Source organism: Lentzea sp. NPDC060358, from assembly GCF_042725365.1.
GTDB lineage: Bacteria > Actinomycetota > Actinomycetes > Mycobacteriales > Pseudonocardiaceae > Lentzea.
On the sequence record NZ_JBHXCW010000179.1, the window covers coordinates 1 to 16,421 of the forward strand.

Consider the following 16,421-nt stretch of genomic DNA (forward strand, 5'->3'; position numbering starts at 1 on the left):
GCTCGTGACGGGACCACCCCACACCGCAACCACCAACGCAACAGCAAGCCGCCCAACGAAACAGGCGTGCCATCAACCCGCCCACGGCGCTGGCCGGTCTTTGATCAGCTGGCGGGGTTCGGGGCGGAGCCCCGAGCAGTAAACAGGAACCCGAGCACGAAACCGGAAGCCCACAGCACAGACCAGGACCGCCGACCCCAACGAATACCATGACCCCCGTGACCACCCCAGCCCCACGCCGAATGGACGAGATCGGCGACGAAAGCCGCCGCCGCATCCTCGACGCCGCCGAGGAGCTGTTCGCCGAACGCGGCTTCGACCGGACGTCCTTCGTGGACATAGCCCGGCGCTCCGGCATCAGCCGCGGCTCGATCCCCTGGCACTTCAAGAACAAGGACGGCCTGGTCATGGCCGTCGTCGAGCGGGTGGTCGAGCGGATCTGGCCCGCCGAGCGCTATGAGACCGTGCCGACGCTGACCGAGGTGTTCGCCGAGACCGCCGGCCTGCTGCGCTCCGGCAACTCGGCGCTGGTGTTCATGGTGCTGGTCGAGGCGCTGGGCGACCGGGGTGTCGTGACCGAGCAGTACCAGCAGTTCTTCGCCCGGCGGCGCGAGGGCATCGAGGTGCTGCTGCGACTGCGCCGCCCGGCCGGCGTGGATCCGGCGGTCGCGCAGGAGAAGGAGCGCACCGCCGCCGTCGCGCTCAACGGCGCGCTCCTGGGCATCCACCTCCAGGCGCTGGTCGATCCGGACAACGTCGACCTGGACAGCGCGCTCATGTCCATCGCGAGCCTGTTCGAGAGGAACCTCGCCGACGTCTGGGCCTAACGCCACAGGCGGTCCAGCACCAGGTCGATGTCCTCGACGGTGGTCCGGTGGTTCGTGATGCACGCCCGGATGCCGTGCTTCCCGCCGACCACCACGGGTCCGAGCAATGCGACGTTCTCGGCCGCCAGTTCCTCGAGCAACGCCGTGTGGTCCTCGACGCCGTCGACCGAGAAGCACACCGCTGTCAGCGTGACGGGCGCGAGCAGCGTCAGGCCGTCGATGGCCTCGATGCCCTCGGCCAGGTAGCGGGCGAGTTCCAGTGTGCGTTCGTTGGCCTTGCGGAACGCGTCGACGCCGAACGCCTGCACGGCGCTCCACACCTTGAAGGCCTTGAAGTTGCGGGAGAGCTGCGGGCCGTAGTCCATGTAGTCGGTCATCAGCGGGTCCTCGGCGACCGTGAGGTACGAGGAGTCGAACGCGTAGGCGTCGCGCAGCTTGGCGCCGTCGCGCACGAGCAGGCACCCGGCCTCCAGCGGCGCGTACAGCAGCTTGTGCGGGTCGAGCGTGATCGAGTCGGCGCGCGCGCACCCGCCCATCAGCTCGCGCATGCTCTCCGACAGCAGGAAGAGCGCGCCGTAGGCGCCGTCGACGTGCAGCCACAGGCCCTCTTCGGAGCACAGGTCCGCGACGGCGTCGAGCGGGTCGACCGACCCGGTCGACACCGTGCCGCACGTGGCGACGACGCACCACGGCCGCAGCCCGTCGCGGCGGTCCTGCTCGACGGCCCGCCGCAGTGCGCCGACGTCCATGCGGTGCCGGTCGTCGGTCTCGACGTGCCGCACGTTGTCGAGCCCGATGCCGAGGATCGCCGCCGCCTTGTCGACGCTGCGGTGCGCCTCGACGGAGGTGTAGACGACCAACGGCGCGTGGTCGCGCTGCAGGCCGGTCCGGTGGAAGTCCGGGACGCGGTCGTGCAGCGCCGTGGCGAGCGCCTGCAACGTCGCGAGCGAGCCGCCACCGGTCAGGATTCCCTTGGCACCGCTGGGGAAGCCGACCACCGACGCGAGCCACTCGAGCACGGACCGCTCGACGACGCTGGCCGCCGGGGACAGCTGCCAGAAGTTGCAGTTCTGGTTGATCGCCGCCGCCAGCGCCTCGGCGTAGGGCGCGATGCCGTTGGGCGGGCCGAGGACGTAGGCGAGGAACCGCGGGTGCGCGACCGCCGTCGAGCCGGGCAGGATCACGTCCTCCCAGCTGTCGAAGAGCGCGTCCAGGCCGATGCCCTTCTCCGGCATCGGGGCGAGCAGTCCGCCCAGCTTCGCGCGGTCGGGTGCGGGCAGGATGTCGGCCTCGGCCAGGCCGCGTTCGTAGCTGTCGAGCACCGCGGTGAGCCGGGCGCCGGCGTGGGCGCGTTCGTCGTCGGTCAGCAGGAGTTCGTTCACAGCAAGCAGATTAGGCTGCGAAGCGCGGCACACGATTGCCACTTCGGCCTTGCTCGGCACGATTCGTGGCATGATCTGCCAGTGGACCGCATCGATCGCGCAATCATCCGCCACCTCCAGGAGGACGGCCGGCTCACCAACACCGAACTGGCCGACAAGGTGGGCCTCACGCCGTCGCCGTGCCTGCGGCGGGTGCGGGCGCTGGAGGAGTCCGGCGTGATCACCGGGTACCACGCGGCCGTGGACCGCAAGGCGCTCGGCCGCGGGTTCCGGGTGCTGGTGCACATCGACATCGCCGCGCAGGACCTGGCGTCCATCGAGGCGTTCGAGGCGCGGATCGCCGAGATCGACGAGGTCGAGTCGTGCGTGCGCATGTTCGGGCAGCCGGACTACCACCTGTGGGTCGCGGTGGCCGACCTCGCCGCCTACGAGCAGCTCTACATGTCCGCCCTGACCCGGCTGCCGGGCGTGGCACGCACGAACTCGCAGTTCCCGATGAAAGCGGTGAAGTAGGGCCTCAGATCTCCGTGCCGCCGGTGACGTCGAGGACCTGACCCGTGATCCAGCGGGAGTCGTCGGAGGCGAGGAAGGCCACGAAGTCCGCCACGTCGTCCGGTTCACCGAGACGCCCGAGCGCGACCGTCGCGGGCTGCGGCCGCGGGGTCGGCCTTCAGCCGGTCGTGGTTCCTCGTGAGGACGATGGCGGGCGACACGGCGTTGACCGTGATCCCCTGGGCCCGAGCTCCTTGGCGAGCGACAGCGTGAACGAGTCCAGGGCGCCCTTGGAGGCGCTGTAGGCGATCGTCCCCGGCGTCGCGAGGGTGGCCGCGCGGCTCGAGATGGTGATGACCCGGCCGCCGTCGCGCAGGCGTGGCAACGCGGCCTGGGTGACGGAGAACGGCGCCCGCACGTTCACCGCGAACACCCGGTCGAACTCGTCCTGCTCCAGCTCGCCCAGTCCCACGAAGCTGCCCGCTGCCGCGTCGTGGACGAGGACGTCGATCTTGCCGTCGGGCACGTGGTCGCGACCGGCGGCGTCGAACGCGTGCTCGCCTTGTCGAGCGTGACGTCCTGCGAGGTGTCGGTGAAGTCCTTCTTGCCGTAGCCGAAACCCAGCCCGGTCCTGCCCGGCGCCGCACCGCCCGCGTCGGCCGAGGTGGCGAACTTCGGGTACGCGGCAACGCCCTTGAGCGCGATGTCGCGGTCCACCGTCACGACGGCGACGTCGAAGCCCTGGTCGAAGTTGACGTATTTCGGGTGCTTCTTGTAACTGACGACGGCGAACCCGGACCCGTTGCCGTTGTTGTAGTCCTTGAGGTCGTCGAGCCCGTAGACGAACTTCTTCTCCCCTTCGGCGTCCGCGCAGTGCGCCGCGATGAGGATCTTGCGCGGCGCGACGACCGTGCCGGTGCAGGTCTGGCCCTGCGGCCGGGAGCCGCCGGCGCGGATGCCCGCGACGATGCCGGGGAGCTCGCTCACGGTGGCGTTCTGCCCGCCGACGAACATCGGCGAGGCGTCTCCCAGGTTCGCGGGGACGGTGTCCCCCAGGTAGTTCGCCGCAGGGGCGTTCTTCGGCGGCGCGGCGTCCGCGACGCCCAGTGGCGTCAGCGCGGTCGCCGTCACCAGGGCCAGCAGGCCCCAGGAACGTGTTCTTCTCACGGTGGTTCCTCTCCGGATCTCGGAACGCCCGCTCTCGTGGCAGGGCGGCGGGCGTTCGCTGCCGATCACTCTCGGAGCAGGGCGGGAGAGGAACAATCAGGGACGACATCCGTAGGGGTGCGGAACTTTCTCGCTACGGCCTGCGGAAGATCGTGATGCTGTGGCCGACGACGTCGATCGGCGTGGAGGTGTCGAGCAGCTCCTGCAGGCGGCCGTCGGCCTTCGCGATGGCGGTGCCGGAGACGACGAGCAGCCCGTGCACCTGGTCCGGTGTCGTCTCGCGCGGGTCCTGCCCGTGGATCCCGTAGTGCTCGGGCACTCCCGCGCCCTTGTAGACGAGCCACAGCCGTTCGCCGGAGTGGCGCCGCAGCCGGTCGGCCAGCCTGCCGAGGTCCTGGCCCCAGTCGACGTTCGAGTCGTGCAGGTGCAGGTGGGTCTTGGACGGGCCGCCGAAGAGCTCGTTGGAGTACGGCAGGTAGTAGGGGAACGTCCACAGCGAACTGGCGGCGACGAGCGCCACCGCGGGCATCGCGAACCGCCGGTCCGCGACGAAGGCCGCCGCGACGGCGAGGAACATCGGCACGAAGATCGCGTACCGCACGCCGAGGTCGCGGTTGCCGGTCATCGCGGCGGCGAACAGCACCCCGGCGGGCAGCAGCACGTACCACGCCTGCGGGCGCCGCAGGATCGCCGCGGTTCCGGCCGCCCACAGCAGAAGCGCGCCCAGCGGTGTCTTCACCAGCAGCGCCGCCGGCAGGTAGTACCAGTGCGAGCCCTCGTAGTGCACGCCGAACAGGTAGCCGCCCCACACCCGCTCCTCGAACCCGAGCTGCAGACCGATGCCCTCGAGGTAGGGCGCGGGGAACGCCTGCGCCGGGTCGACCGCCGCGTAGGACCCCCAGACCACGGCCACCGCGATCAGCGACAGCACCGCCACGGGCTTGATCCGGCGGTGCGCGTGCCAGGCCAGGAACAGCAGCACCGGCACCACCGCGAGCGTGTTCGTCTTGGTGGCGAGCGCGGCTCCCAGGGCGAGCCCGGCCAACGGCAGGTGGTGCGCGTTCTCCCTGGCCCGCCACAGCATCCAGGCCGACGTCAGCACGAACCCGGCCGCCGGCACGTCGAGCGTCGCCAGCGAACCGTGCGCGATGAGGTCCGGGGAGAACGCGTAGAGCGAAAGCGCCACGATCGCACCGACGTGGCCCGTCAGGTCGCGGGCGAACAGCAGGACGACGACCCCGAACAGCAGGGTGAGCACGATGATCGGCAGCCGCGCCAGCAGGAGCAGGTGCTGCGGGTCGTTGCCCGACTCGTAGAGCAGGTGCCGGCCGAACTCCGTCTGGTCGCCCGGGAAACCCGCCTCGGAGCGCAGGTCGGCGAACGCGAGCCCGACCGCCATGACCAGCTTGCCCAGCGGCGGATGTTCCAGGTTGTAGCGCAGGCTGTGCTCTTCGAGGTACGTGGTCGCGGCACCGATGTAGACCGGCTCGTCGACCGTCGGCGTCTGCTGGAGGGCCGTGGTGACCATCGCGATCGCCATCTGGGCCAGGAGCACGGCCGCGACCACCGCGAACAGCCGGCGCCGTCCCGCCGCGGCGGGCGCGGCGGCCGGGCTGGGCGGCGCACTGGTGGCGAGCAGCACCGTCGGGTCCTTCCTCGTGTCGTCGGTACTCCCGGAAACGAGATGCCCGCGCGTTCGGTTGTCAAGCATTCGCGGGAAATTCGGTCGTGATCACCGCAATCCTGGGTCTAACCTGCGCGGATGCGGTGGGAAGACATCGAGGGGATCGCCCGGGACACCGGCTTCTCCGGCGTGGTCCGGGTCGACCGCGGGGACGAGACCGAGTTCTCGGCGGCCTACGGGTTCGCGAACCGCGCGTACCGCGTGCCGAACACCGTCGACACCCGGTTCGGCATCGCCAGCGGCAGCAAGGGGTTCACCGCCCTCACCGTGCTCTCGCTCGTCCGCGACGGGGTGCTCGGCCTCGGCACGGCCGCGCGCTCGCTGCTCGGCGGCGACCTGCCGCTCGTCGCGGACGACGTGACGGTCGAACACCTGCTCACCCACACGTCCGGCATCGGCGACTACCTCGACGAGGAAGCCGAGATGGACGTGAACGACCACCTCGTCGGAGCGGTGCACGTGCTGACGACCACGGAGGCGTTCCTGCCGCTGCTGGACGGGATCCCGCCGAAGTTCGCGGCGGGCGAGCGGTTCGGCTACTGCAACAGCGGCTACGTCGTCCTCGCCCTGCTGGCGGAACGGGCGTCCGGGCGCACCTACCACGACCTGGTCCGCGAGCGGGTGCTGACGCCGTTCGGCCTGACCAGGACCGGGTTCCTGCGCTCCGACGAACTCCCGGCCGACGCGGCCGTCGGCTACCTCGACGGCTCGGACCGGTCCAACGTCTTCCACCTGCCCGTGCTGGCCAACGGCGACGGGGGCATCCACACGACCGCGGGTGACATGGCGCGGTTCTGGCGGGCGTTGTTCGAGTCGGACCTCGCCGACGAGGTGCGCCGGCCGCGCCACGACGTGCCGGAGGAGTCGCTGCGGTACGGGCTCGGGTTCTGGCTGCACGGGACGAGCGACGCGGTGATCCTGGCCGGCTGGGACGCCGGCGCCTCGTTCAGGTCCACGCACGACCCGCGCACCGGGACCACGGCGACGGTGCTGTCCAACACCTCGCCCGGCGCGTGGCCGATCGCACGTGCCCTTACGACGCTGTTCTGAACGGGTGAGCGGTGCGAACATGTGTTCGTGAGCACCCCGATCCTGCACGCCGACCTGGACGCGTTCTACGCGTCGGTCGAGCAGCGGGACGACCCCGCGCTGCGCGGGCGGCCGGTGATCGTCGGCGGCGGCGTGGTGCTGGCGGCGAGCTACGAGGCCAAGGCGTTCGGCGTGCGCACGGCGATGGGCGGCCGCCGGGCGAAGCAGCTGTGCCCGCACGCGATCGTCGTGCCGCCGCGGATGCCGGCCTACTCGGCCGCGAGCAAGGCGGTGTTCGAGGTCTTCCGCAACACGACGCCGCTGGTCGAGGGCCTGTCGATCGACGAGGCGTTCCTGGACGTCGGCGGGCTGCGGCGGATCGCGGGACCACCCGAGGTGGTCGCCGCACGGCTGCGGGCACGCGTGCTCGCCGAGGTGGGGCTGCCGATCACGGTCGGGGTGGCGCGGACCAAGTTCCTCGCGAAGGTCGCGAGCGGTGTCGCGAAGCCCGACGGGCTGCTGGTCGTGCCGGCCGACGGCGAGCTCGACTTCCTGCACCCGCTGCCGGTCGAACGGCTGTGGGGCGTCGGTGAGGTCACCGCGGCGAGGCTGCACGGGCTCGGCATCCGGACCGTCGGCGAGGTCGCGGCCCTGGACGAGAGCGGCCTCGTGTCGCTCCTCGGCCGGGCAGCGGGCCGGCACCTGCACGCGTTGGCGCACAACCACGATCCGCGCCCGGTCCACACAGGACGACGGCGCCGTTCCATCGGCTCGCAGCGCGCCCTGGGCCGGCGGGAGCGCTCGCGCGACGACCTGGAGGCCGTCCTCGCCTCGCTCGTCGACGGCATCACCCGGCGGCTGCGCACCGGCCACCGCGCGTGCCGGACCGTCGTGCTGCGCCTGCGGTTCGCCGACTTCACCAGGGCGACGCGGTCGCTGACGATCAGCGACCCGACGGCCGAGACCGAGGTGCTGCTCGGGGCGGCGCGGCAGCTGCTGGACGGCGCGATGCCACTGGTCCTCGACCGGGGCATCACGCTGCTGGGGGTGTCGCTGACCAACCTCCAGGACGACACGCCGTTGCAGCTGGCGCTGCCGTTCGAACAGGCGAGGCCCGCCGCGCTCGACGCCGCGCTGGACCACGTGCGGCACCGGTTCGGCAACGCGTCGGTGACGCGGGCGGCGTCGCTGGGACGCGATCCGGGGATCTCGGTGCCGCTGCTGCCGGACCGGCCGCGACCTGGGGCGTCGCCGCCGTACGCCTGATGGACGCTTGTAAACTGAAACGTGTTCTAGTTAGTCTACCGGCATGATCGCCACAGTGGTGTGGGGCACCGGAAACGTCGGCCGTTCCGCGATCCGGGCCGTCGAGGCCCATCCGGGACTGAAGCTCACGGGCGTGGTCGTGCACAACCCGGACAAGGCGGGCCGGGACGCGGGCGATCTCGCGGGACTCGGCCACGAGCTCGGGATCGCGGCCACGACCGACATCGACGCCGTGCTCGCGGCGAGTCCGCGCGCCGTCGTCTACGCGGCGTCCGGCGACATCCGGCCCGACGACGCGCTGGCCGACATCACCAGGGCGGTCAGGGCGGGCGCGGTCGTCGTCACGCCGTCGCTGTACGCGCTCTACGACCACCGCAGCGCGCCGCCGGAGTTGCGAGAACCGGTTCTAGCCGCGATCGCGGAGGGCGGCGGGTCGCTGTTCGTCTCCGGTGTGGACCCCGGCTGGGGCAACGACGTGCTGCCGCTGATGGTCAGCGGCCTCGGCCACACCATCGACGCCGTGCGCTGCCAGGAGATCTTCGACTACTCGACCTACGACCAGCCGGACGCGGTGCGCTGGCTGATCGGGTTCGGGCAGCCGCTCGACTACCAGGCGCCGATGCTGATGGCGACCGTGCCGACCATGGTGTGGGGTGGCCAGCTCCGGTTGATGGCGCGGGCGCTGGGCGTCGAGCTCGACGAGATCCGCGAGACCGTCGAGCGGCGCGCGCTCGACGAGACCGTGACGACCCGGACCATGGGCGAGTTCGAGGCGGGCACGCAGGGCGCGATCCGGTTCGAGGTGCAGGGCGTCGTCGGCGGCGAGCCGCTGATCGTCATCGAGCACATCACGCGCATCCACGCGTCGTGCGCCACGGACTGGCCGATGCCGCCCTCGGGCGACGGCGCGCACAAGGTGATCATCGAGGGACAGCCGCGCATCGAGGTGTCGGTCGAGGCCGTGGACGAGGGCGAGAACCGCTCCGCCGGCGGCAACGCGACCGCGGTCGGCCGGATCGTCAACGCCATCGACTGGCTGGCCGCCGCCGGACCGGGGCTCTACGACGCGCTCGACGTCCCGCTGCGGCCCGTCGCCGGAAAGCTCGGGAGGAGCAAGGGATGAACATCGACATCCCCGAGGGCAAGGACCCCATCGGGTACGTGTGGGGCGAGATGGTGCCGGGCATCGGCGTCCCCGCCGCGACCCTCTCGCTCGCCGTGTACCAGCACACCACGCTGGGGCTGCGCGAGTTCGAGGCGGCGCGGCTGCGGATCGCGCAGGTCAACGGCTGCCTGTTCTGCCTGGACTTCCGGACCGAGCGCGACGGCGAGAAGGTCGAGGAGGGGTTCCTCGACGCGGTGACCCAGTGGCGCACCACCGACGCGTTCGACGACCGCGCGCGGCTGGCCGCGGAGTACGCCGAGAGGTACGCACTGGACCACCACGGCCTCGACGACGAGTTCTGGTCGCGGATGACCGCGCACTACAGCCAGGCCGAGATCGTCGAACTGACGATGAGCATCGGGGCGTGGCTCGTGTTCGGCCGGCTGAACCGGGTGTTCGGCCTCGACGCGATGTGCGTGCTGCCGAAGATCTGAGCGGCCCGGTCAGAAGTCGGTGGCGATGATCTTCGCGATGTTCCGCTCGGCCAGCGCGGTGATCGTGACGAACGGGTTCACCACCGTCGTGCCGGGGATGAGCGATCCGTCCACCACGTACAGACCGGAGTACCCCTGCAGGCGGCCGTAGTTGTCGGTCGCCCTGTTCAGGATCGCGCCGCCCAGCGGGTGGTAGGTCAGGTGGTCGCCCCAGATCTTGTAGACGCCGAAGAGGTCGGTCCGGTAGATCGTCCCCTCCTTCGAGTTGATCTTGTCGAAGATGGTCTTGGCCGCGGCGATCGAGACCTCCTTCCACGCGGTCTGCCAGCTGAGGTCGACCTTGCTCGTCGACGGGTTCCAGGTGAACTGGGCGCGGTTGGGCGTCCTGGTGATCGAGAGGTAGAACGACGCGTAGGTCTCGATGCCGGTCGGCAGCGGTGCCACCTCGGCGAACGCACCGCCCGCGGCCCAGTTGTCGATGCCGAGCGTCGGGATGGACGACTGGAGGCTGCCGGTCGGGTCCCACAGGTGGTTGGCGCGGCCGCACATCACGTTGCCGTTGTCGCCCCAGCCCTTGCCCACCTCGCCGTTGAGGTTCGGCAGCGCGCCCGTGGCCTTCAGCTTCACCAGGAGCTTGCTCGTGCCGACGCTGCCCGCCGCGAAGAACACCTTCGCCGCGGTCACCTGCTTGGTGGCGATGACGTCACCGGTGGTGTTGAGCTGCTCGACGGTGACGAGGTAGCCGCCGGAGGCCGGCGCGACCGAGGCGACCCGGTGCAGCGGTGAGATGGTGACGCGGCCGGTGGCCCTGATCTTGGGCAGGTAGGTCTTCTGCAGGGACTTCTTGCCGAAGTTGTTGCCGTAGAGGATCTCCCCCGCCAGCGCCGACTTCGTGGCGGTGCCCGCAGCCTCCTGCTCCATGTAGTTCCAGTCGTACACGGTCGGCACGAACACGTACGGGAAGTTCGACCGCTGGGCGTGCTTCCGGCCGACCCGCGCGTACTGGTAGGCGTCGGTGCTCTCGAACCACGCCGACCGCACCAGGCTCGCGCCCAGCTCGGCGTTGGCGCGCGGGTAGAAGGTGCCGTACATCTCGTCGGGGTCGACCGTCGGCAGGATCTCGCCGAAGTTCTCCCGCTTCGGCGTGACGGCCATGCCGCCGTTGACGAGCGAGCCGCCGCCGACACCGCGGCCCTGGTAGACGGTGATCCCGGCGAACTCCTCGGCGTCGAGGACTCCCGTGTACTTCGGGATGTTCTTGTCGATCGGGAAGCCCAGGAAGTTGCTCAGCGGCTGCTTCGTCTTGGTGCGCAGCCAGAACGACCGCTGGTCCGGTGTGGTGGTGTTGGCGAAGATCTTGCCGTCGGCGCCCGGGGTGTCCCAGGCCATGCCCATCTCGACCATCTGCACGTCGATGCCCGCCTGGGCGAGGCGCAGGGCCGTGACGCAGCCGCCGTAGCCGGTGCCGATGACCAGGGCGGGGACGACGGCCGCGTCGGCGATCGAAGTGGACGCTCGGGCGGCGGGAGCGGCGGCACCGAGGGCGGCCGCACCAAGAATAGAACCTGTTCCAGCAAGAAAGGAGCGACGGGAGGGACCGGGTAAACCGTTGTCACACGACGTTGTGTGCTTCATTGTGATCTTCCTCACTGTGAGCGCATGAGAACAAGTTATACCGGCGGTGATAGGTCAAGTCACTACCTGGTCGTCCCGGTTCATTCGCAGAGCGCAGCGCCGGTGGCCGGTCGGCGGGCAACCCGGACGGCCGATCAGGAGCACACGATCCGGGAATGTTCGGACACGCACGGCCGCCCGACAATCGAGCGATGCCGGAGGTATCTGAGGACGGGGACGCCAGAGCGGGCGTCGTGGTGGTGGGCGCGGGGATCGCGGGACTGGCGGCTGCGCGCGCGTTGCGCGACCGGGGCCACCCCGTCACCGTCCTGGAGGCGCGGGACCGGGTCGGAGGGCGGATCTGGACCGACGAGCACGGCGTCGACCTGGGCGCGCACTGGATCCACGGCACGGACGGCAACCCGGTCACCGAACTGGTGGAGGACCTGGGCATCCCGTACAGCTACGTGGGCGGCGACAGCGCGTACACCGGCGGCTTCGACAGCCTCGACCTGTTCGGCACCGACCGGAGCGCGATGGGCCACCGCCACAAGAGCCGCACGCTCGAACTGGCCGACGACGTGCTGCACGAGCTCGAGCAGCGCGCCGCCGCGGCCCGCCGGGACGGGCTGCCCGACGTGCCGCTGGGGTCCGCCGTGCGCGAGGTCCTGGCGCAGCGCGCACTGTCCGCCGAGGACGAACAGGCGGTGCGCTACCACCTCAACGTCGTCCTGCGCGAGGACGCGGCGGAGGACCCGGACAAGCTGTCGTTGCAGCACTGGGAGGAGGGCTACCTCGTCTACGGCTACGGCGACAGCACGCTGCACCAGGGCTACCAGTCCGTTGTGGACGCCCTCGCCGACGGCCTCGACGTCCGGCTGGGACACGTGGTCACGCGGATCGAGCCCGGCCGGGTCACGACCTCGCGGGGCGTGTTCGAAGCGGCCAAGGTGCTCGTGACGCTGCCGCTCGGGGTGCTGAAGGCCTCGACGGTGGAGTTCGCGCCGCCGCTGCCGCGGGACAAGCGGTCGGCGATCGCCCGGCTGGGGTTCGGCACGCTCAACAAGATCGCGCTGCACTACAGCGCACCGTTCTGGCCGCGCGAGCAGTACGTCTTCGGCTACCTGTGCCGCGACACCGACCGGTACCCGACCGTCGTGATCAGCATGTGGAAGTCGCACGGCAAGCCGGTCCTGGTGATGCTGCTCGGCGCGTCGCTCGGCCGCGAGGTGGAGACGTGGTCCCCGGAGGAGGTCTCCGACTACGCGGTCTCGGTGGTGGCGGACCTCTTCGGCCAGGACGCCCCGGCGCCCGTGGAGGTCTCGCGGACCGGCTGGTCGCGCGACCCGTACGCGCTGGGGTCCTACACCTGCATCGGCGTCGGCTCGTCCGCGAAGGACATCGCGACGCTCGCCGAACCGGTCGGCGACGCGCTGTTCTTCGCCGGCGAGGGCACGAACCCGTACCACTGGGGCTGCGTGCACAGCGCCTACGAGTCCGGCCTGCGCGAGGCGGCGCGGATCAGCGGCGACCCGGCGCTGCACACCCCGCCGAGCGCCGGGAGGCCGCGCCGCCAGACCCGCGGCACCGACCGGATGCTGCGGTTCGTGCGGATGAGGATGAACCACCTCACCGAGCCCGAGCTGGCCGCGCGGGTGGAGTGCCTGCGGTCGAGCGCGGACCCGCACGGCGTCCGCCTGTTCGGCACGCTGCAGGACTCCGAGCTCGAGACGCTCGCGTCGATGTTCGACGAGATCCCCTACGCGGCGGGAGATCGGCTCTTCCACGAGGACGACGCGGCGCACGGCGTGTTCCTCGTGGAGCGGGGCGAGGTGGAGGTCGACTTCGGCGGCATCTACGCACGCGCGGTGCTCGGCCCCGGCACGCTGCTCGGCCACTACGACCTGTTCTTCAACGCCCGCACCACGTCCGCGACGGCGGTGGGCGACGTCGCGGTGTTCTACCTCGACCACTACCGGTACCAGAGCTTCCTGTACGCGTTCCCCGAGGTGATGATGCTGATGCTGGCGGACCTCGTGACGCGGTGGGAGCACCTGGAGACGGCCCTGGGAGAGGTGACCCTGCCGGTGGCCCGGCAGGCTCGGGCCGCCGAGAGCGCCGCGCCGGCCGGCGAGCCGTGACCGGGGCGGTCCGGACCTCCCCCGTGCTGGACCGGTCGTTCGCCCGGTCGCTGCTCCGACTGGCCTCTTGATCGCTCCACACGGCAAGGCCAAGGTGAAGAACGTTCAGGTGCCTGAACACCTCGGAAGCCGACGGCGTCAGACGAGGAGAACGATGCGGAAACGCACGACAGTCATCCCCCTGCTGGCCTTGCTGGCCCTGGGCCTGCCCACCCCCGCGACCGCCCAGCCGAACGGCACGGTCACGTCGGGGCAGGCGCGGTTCCAGGTCCTGTCCCCCACCCTCGTGCGAACGGAGTACGCCGGAGACAGCCGCTTCGAGAACGCGGCCACCTACAACGTTGTCAACCGGGGCTTCACGCCGCCCTCCTACACCTCGCGGGTCACGGACGGCTGGCTCGTCATCACCACGTCCGCGCTGACCCTGCGCTACCGGGTCGGGTCCGGCCCGTTCCGCGCGGACAACCTCGAGCTGAAGGCCGGTGGCACGACCGCGTCCCCGTGGCGGCGGGTGGTCTGTGCGACCGGGCAGCTCTGCGAGGCCGAGGACCAGGCGCGCGAGGGCATGCTCGTGCAGGCCGACCACCCCGGCCACACCGGTTCCGGGTTCGTCGCCGGGTTCCAGTACACCAACAACGGCGTCACCTCCACGGTGCGCGCGACCGCCGCGGGCCGGCACCGGGTCGTCGTGCGGTACGCGAACGGCCAGGGCGGCGACGGCAAGCACGAGAACCGCACGCTCGGCCTGAGCGTCGACGGTCAGGCGCCGCGGCAGATCACGCTGGCCCGCGGCAACGACTGGAACGACTGGCGGACGGCCGAGGCCGAGTTCGACCTGGCGGCGGGCGAGCACCGCGTCGCGCTCACCAAGAACGCCGGCGACTCGGGCAATGTCAACGTTGACAGCATCGCCCTGCTGACCGCCGGCCAGGCCTACCCGAGCGTCAAGGCCACCGACGAGTGCCGCTTCGGCACCAGCTGCGACGCCGAGAACGGCGTGCTCAGCGGCGCGGCGAAGATCGCGGACGAGCACGCGGGCTACGCGGGCACCGGGTTCGTGGCCGAGCTGGTCGGCGGCACGAAGCTGGTCCAGCGCGTGACCAGCGTGCCCTCCGCCGGCACCTACCCGGTCGTGCTGCGCTACGCCAACGGCACCGGTGGCGACGGCAAGTACGAGCCGCGGACCGTGCTGGTCAACGGGCAGCAGCACACCCTGCCCACCACGGCGAACTGGGCGACGTGGGGCACCGCGACGCTCCAGGTCCCGCTGCCCGCGGGCTCGTCCGATCTCACGGTCACCTGCCCGGCGGCCGGCTGCCACGTCAACCTCGACACGATCGGGGTCAACACCTCCACGCAGCACCTGGCGCTCGGCGGCTACCGGCGTTCGCTGGACGGCTACAACGGCGACAACGGCGATCCCCGCCTCTACCCCGGCCTGCTCTACCGCGACGGCTGGTTCATGCTCGACGACACGCCTTCGGCGCTGCGCGACGGGACGCTGCGGGCGAACAAGGGCGCGCAGCCGTACCAGGACGGGTACGTGTTCGGCTACGGCCAGAACTACAAGACCGCGCTGGGCGACCTCGCGGCGTTGACCGGCGGGCCGAAGCTGTTGCCGCGCTGGGCCTACGGCGTCTGGTACTCGGAGTACATCGACCGGACCGCGGCGGACTTCCGCGACCGGATCCTGCCCGCGTTCCGCCAGAACGGCGTGCCGCTGGACGTCCTCGTCGTCGACACGGACTTCAAGGCGCACAACCTGTGGAACGGCTGGCGGATGGACCAGAACAAGTTCCCCGACCCGCAGGGGTTCCTGGACTGGGCGCACGCCGAGGGCCTGCACAGCACGCTCAACATCCACCCGAGCATCCAGGGCGACGACCCGGACTTCGCGAAGGCGCAGGCCACCGCGAAGGGCAAGCTCGCGAAGACCGGCACCCGCGACGGCGTGGACAACTACAGCTTCGACTGGGGCGACCCGGACCAGCTGCGCGCGTACGTGGAGCTGCACGGCAAGATGCCCACCGACTTCTGGTGGCTCGACTGGTGCTGCGACGCCTCGGGTTCGTCGAAACGCGGCGTCACGCCGGACACCTGGATCAACGAGCAGTACGCCAAGATGGGCGCGTTCGCGTTCTCCCGCGGCTTCGGTTCGCTGCAGGCCGGCGGGTACAGCGGCGGCGGCGCGCTGCCGACGGGCCCGTGGGCGGAGAAGCGCACCACGCTGCACTTCACCGGTGACACGTCCACGACGTGGAGCACGATGAAGGGCACGATCGCGTACACGTCCAACGAGGGCGTCTCGACGGGCATGTCGAACATCAGCCACGACATCGGCGGTCACAACGACACCACCGGCATCCGCGGCTCGGAGCAGTACCTCGACAACGGCCAGCTCCGCTGGACCACCAAGATGCCGGACGACATGTACGCGCGGTGGGTGCAGCTCGGTGCGTTCCAGCCGATCACGCGCCTGCACAGCAACCACAGCGACCGCCTGCCGTGGCAGTACGGCGCGGCGGCGAACGCGTCGGCGACGAAGTTCCTGAACCTGCGCGAGCGCCTGGTGCCGTACCTCTACTCGCTGGCGGAGCAGGCGAACCGCACCGGCGTGCCGATGGTGCGGCCTGCCTACCTGGAGTACCCGGGCAGCCCGGAGGCGTACTCCACGGTGGACAGCCAGTTCCTGCTGGGCCAGGACATGCTGGTGGCGCCGATCACCACGCCCGGCACCACGGCGTCGACGCGGGTCTGGTTCCCGCCCGGCCAGTGGACGGACTACTTCACCGGCCAGGTCTACCAGGGCAACACCTGGGCGACCGTGAGCGCGGGCCTGGACACCATGCCGGTGTTCCTGCGCTCGGGCGGCGTGCTGGTGGAACGCACCGGCAACGTCACCAACGACGCCCAGAACAAGACCGACGCGCTGACCGTGCACGTGACGGCCGGGGCCAAGGGCGAGTTCTCGCTCTACGAGGACGGCGGCAAGAAGCTGTCGTCCCGCACGCGGATCGTGCAGGACGGCGACAAGGTCACCGTGCACCCGGCCAAGGGCTGGTTCCCCGGCAAGGTGTCCAAACGGGACTGGACCGTGGTGGTGCACAACGCGGACGGCACGACCAGGACCGTGAAGGCCACGGCCAAGTCGGCATTGCAGAAGCTGGTGGTCCGCATCTAGCGAACTCCGTCCGGTCGCGGCTGCTGCGCGAGGTCTGCG

12 protein-coding genes and 1 pseudogene are annotated in these 16,421 nt (G+C 70.7%); 8 read left to right on the forward strand and 5 right to left on the reverse strand.

Features of this window, described 5'->3' with window-relative positions; genetic code table 11:
• Nucleotides 1-218 precede the first annotated feature (218 nt).
• On the forward strand, nt 219-827 hold the full coding sequence (locus tag ACFWGZ_RS29720; RefSeq protein ID WP_382454888.1) for a TetR/AcrR family transcriptional regulator: 609 nt from the start codon (nt 219-221) through the stop codon (nt 825-827).
• Here ACFWGZ_RS29720 and ACFWGZ_RS29725 read toward each other — a convergent pair.
• Complete coding sequence (locus ACFWGZ_RS29725) at nt 824-2,209, reverse strand: pyridoxal phosphate-dependent decarboxylase family protein (protein ID WP_382454889.1); 1,386 nt, start codon at nt 2,207-2,209, stop codon at nt 824-826. The genes ACFWGZ_RS29720 and ACFWGZ_RS29725 overlap by 4 nt on opposite strands.
• An 81-nt stretch (nt 2,210-2,290) precedes the next feature.
• On the opposite strand from ACFWGZ_RS29725, the gene ACFWGZ_RS29730 reads away from it, so the two are divergent.
• The gene (locus ACFWGZ_RS29730; RefSeq protein WP_382454890.1) at nt 2,291-2,722 is read left to right on the forward strand and encodes an Lrp/AsnC family transcriptional regulator; all 432 of its coding nucleotides are present in this window, start codon (nt 2,291-2,293) and stop codon (nt 2,720-2,722) included.
• Nucleotides 2,723-2,726: 4 nt separating this feature from the next.
• Here ACFWGZ_RS29730 and ACFWGZ_RS29735 read toward each other — a convergent pair.
• From ACFWGZ_RS29735 to ACFWGZ_RS29745, 3 genes and pseudogenes are all read right to left on the reverse strand, one after another.
• A pseudogene (locus ACFWGZ_RS29735) lies at nt 2,727-3,227 on the reverse strand (SDR family NAD(P)-dependent oxidoreductase).
• Nucleotides 3,122-3,868 (reverse strand): S1 family peptidase, encoded by a 747-nt coding sequence (locus tag ACFWGZ_RS29740; protein ID WP_382454891.1) that lies wholly within the window; start codon nt 3,866-3,868, stop codon nt 3,122-3,124. Before ACFWGZ_RS29740 ends, ACFWGZ_RS29735 begins: the two are co-directional and overlap by 106 nt.
• 133 nt (nt 3,869-4,001) lie before the next feature.
• Nucleotides 4,002-5,510: an ArnT family glycosyltransferase gene (locus ACFWGZ_RS29745; protein ID WP_382454892.1), complete on the reverse strand. Its 1,509-nt coding sequence runs from the start codon at nt 5,508-5,510 to the stop codon at nt 4,002-4,004.
• Between the two features lie 120 nt (nt 5,511-5,630).
• On the opposite strand from ACFWGZ_RS29745, the gene ACFWGZ_RS29750 reads away from it, so the two are divergent.
• From ACFWGZ_RS29750 to ACFWGZ_RS29765, 4 genes are read left to right on the forward strand one after another with little or no spacing between them, the layout of a single operon-like run.
• On the forward strand, nt 5,631-6,602 hold the full coding sequence (locus tag ACFWGZ_RS29750; RefSeq protein WP_382454893.1) for a serine hydrolase domain-containing protein: 972 nt from the start codon (nt 5,631-5,633) through the stop codon (nt 6,600-6,602).
• 21 nt (nt 6,603-6,623) lie between these two features.
• Complete coding sequence (gene dinB, locus ACFWGZ_RS29755; RefSeq protein ID WP_382454894.1) at nt 6,624-7,847, forward strand: DNA polymerase IV; 1,224 nt, start codon at nt 6,624-6,626, stop codon at nt 7,845-7,847.
• Nucleotides 7,848-7,890: 43 nt separating this feature from the next.
• On the forward strand, nt 7,891-8,970 hold the full coding sequence (locus ACFWGZ_RS29760; protein WP_382454895.1) for a dihydrodipicolinate reductase: 1,080 nt from the start codon (nt 7,891-7,893) through the stop codon (nt 8,968-8,970).
• The gene (locus ACFWGZ_RS29765) at nt 8,967-9,446 is read left to right on the forward strand and encodes a carboxymuconolactone decarboxylase family protein (protein ID WP_382454896.1); all 480 of its coding nucleotides are present in this window, start codon (nt 8,967-8,969) and stop codon (nt 9,444-9,446) included. Before ACFWGZ_RS29760 ends, ACFWGZ_RS29765 begins: the two co-directional genes overlap by 4 nt.
• A gap of 9 nt (nt 9,447-9,455) precedes the next feature.
• Here ACFWGZ_RS29765 and ACFWGZ_RS29770 read toward each other — a convergent pair whose 3' ends face one another.
• Entirely contained in the window at nt 9,456-11,081 is a 1,626-nt protein-coding gene (locus tag ACFWGZ_RS29770; RefSeq protein WP_382454897.1) for a GMC oxidoreductase, read from the reverse strand.
• A 191-nt stretch (nt 11,082-11,272) separates the two neighbouring features.
• On the opposite strand from ACFWGZ_RS29770, the gene ACFWGZ_RS29775 reads away from it, so the two are divergent.
• Together ACFWGZ_RS29775 and ACFWGZ_RS29780 are read left to right on the forward strand one after the other, a co-directional pair.
• On the forward strand, nt 11,273-13,201 hold the full coding sequence (locus ACFWGZ_RS29775) for an FAD-dependent oxidoreductase (protein ID WP_382454898.1): 1,929 nt from the start codon (nt 11,273-11,275) through the stop codon (nt 13,199-13,201).
• Nucleotides 13,202-13,355: 154 nt separating this feature from the next.
• Entirely contained in the window at nt 13,356-16,382 is a 3,027-nt protein-coding gene (locus ACFWGZ_RS29780) for a TIM-barrel domain-containing protein (protein WP_382454899.1), read from the forward strand.
• The last annotated feature ends 39 nt before the right edge of the window (nt 16,383-16,421 follow it).

Coding starts and splice junctions, on each gene's coding strand:
- ACFWGZ_RS29750 (WP_382454893.1), top strand. CDS start 5,631: ATGCGGTGGGAAGACATCGAGGGGATCGCCCGGGACACCGGCTTCTCC.
- ACFWGZ_RS29760 (WP_382454895.1), top strand. CDS start 7,891: ATGATCGCCACAGTGGTGTGGGGCACCGGAAACGTCGGCCGTTCCGCG.
- ACFWGZ_RS29765 (WP_382454896.1), top strand. CDS start 8,967: ATGAACATCGACATCCCCGAGGGCAAGGACCCCATCGGGTACGTGTGG.
- ACFWGZ_RS29770 (WP_382454897.1), bottom strand. CDS start 11,081: ATGAAGCACACAACGTCGTGTGACAACGGTTTACCCGGTCCCTCCCGT.
- ACFWGZ_RS29775 (WP_382454898.1), top strand. CDS start 11,273: ATGCCGGAGGTATCTGAGGACGGGGACGCCAGAGCGGGCGTCGTGGTG.
- ACFWGZ_RS29780 (WP_382454899.1), top strand. CDS start 13,356: ATGCGGAAACGCACGACAGTCATCCCCCTGCTGGCCTTGCTGGCCCTG.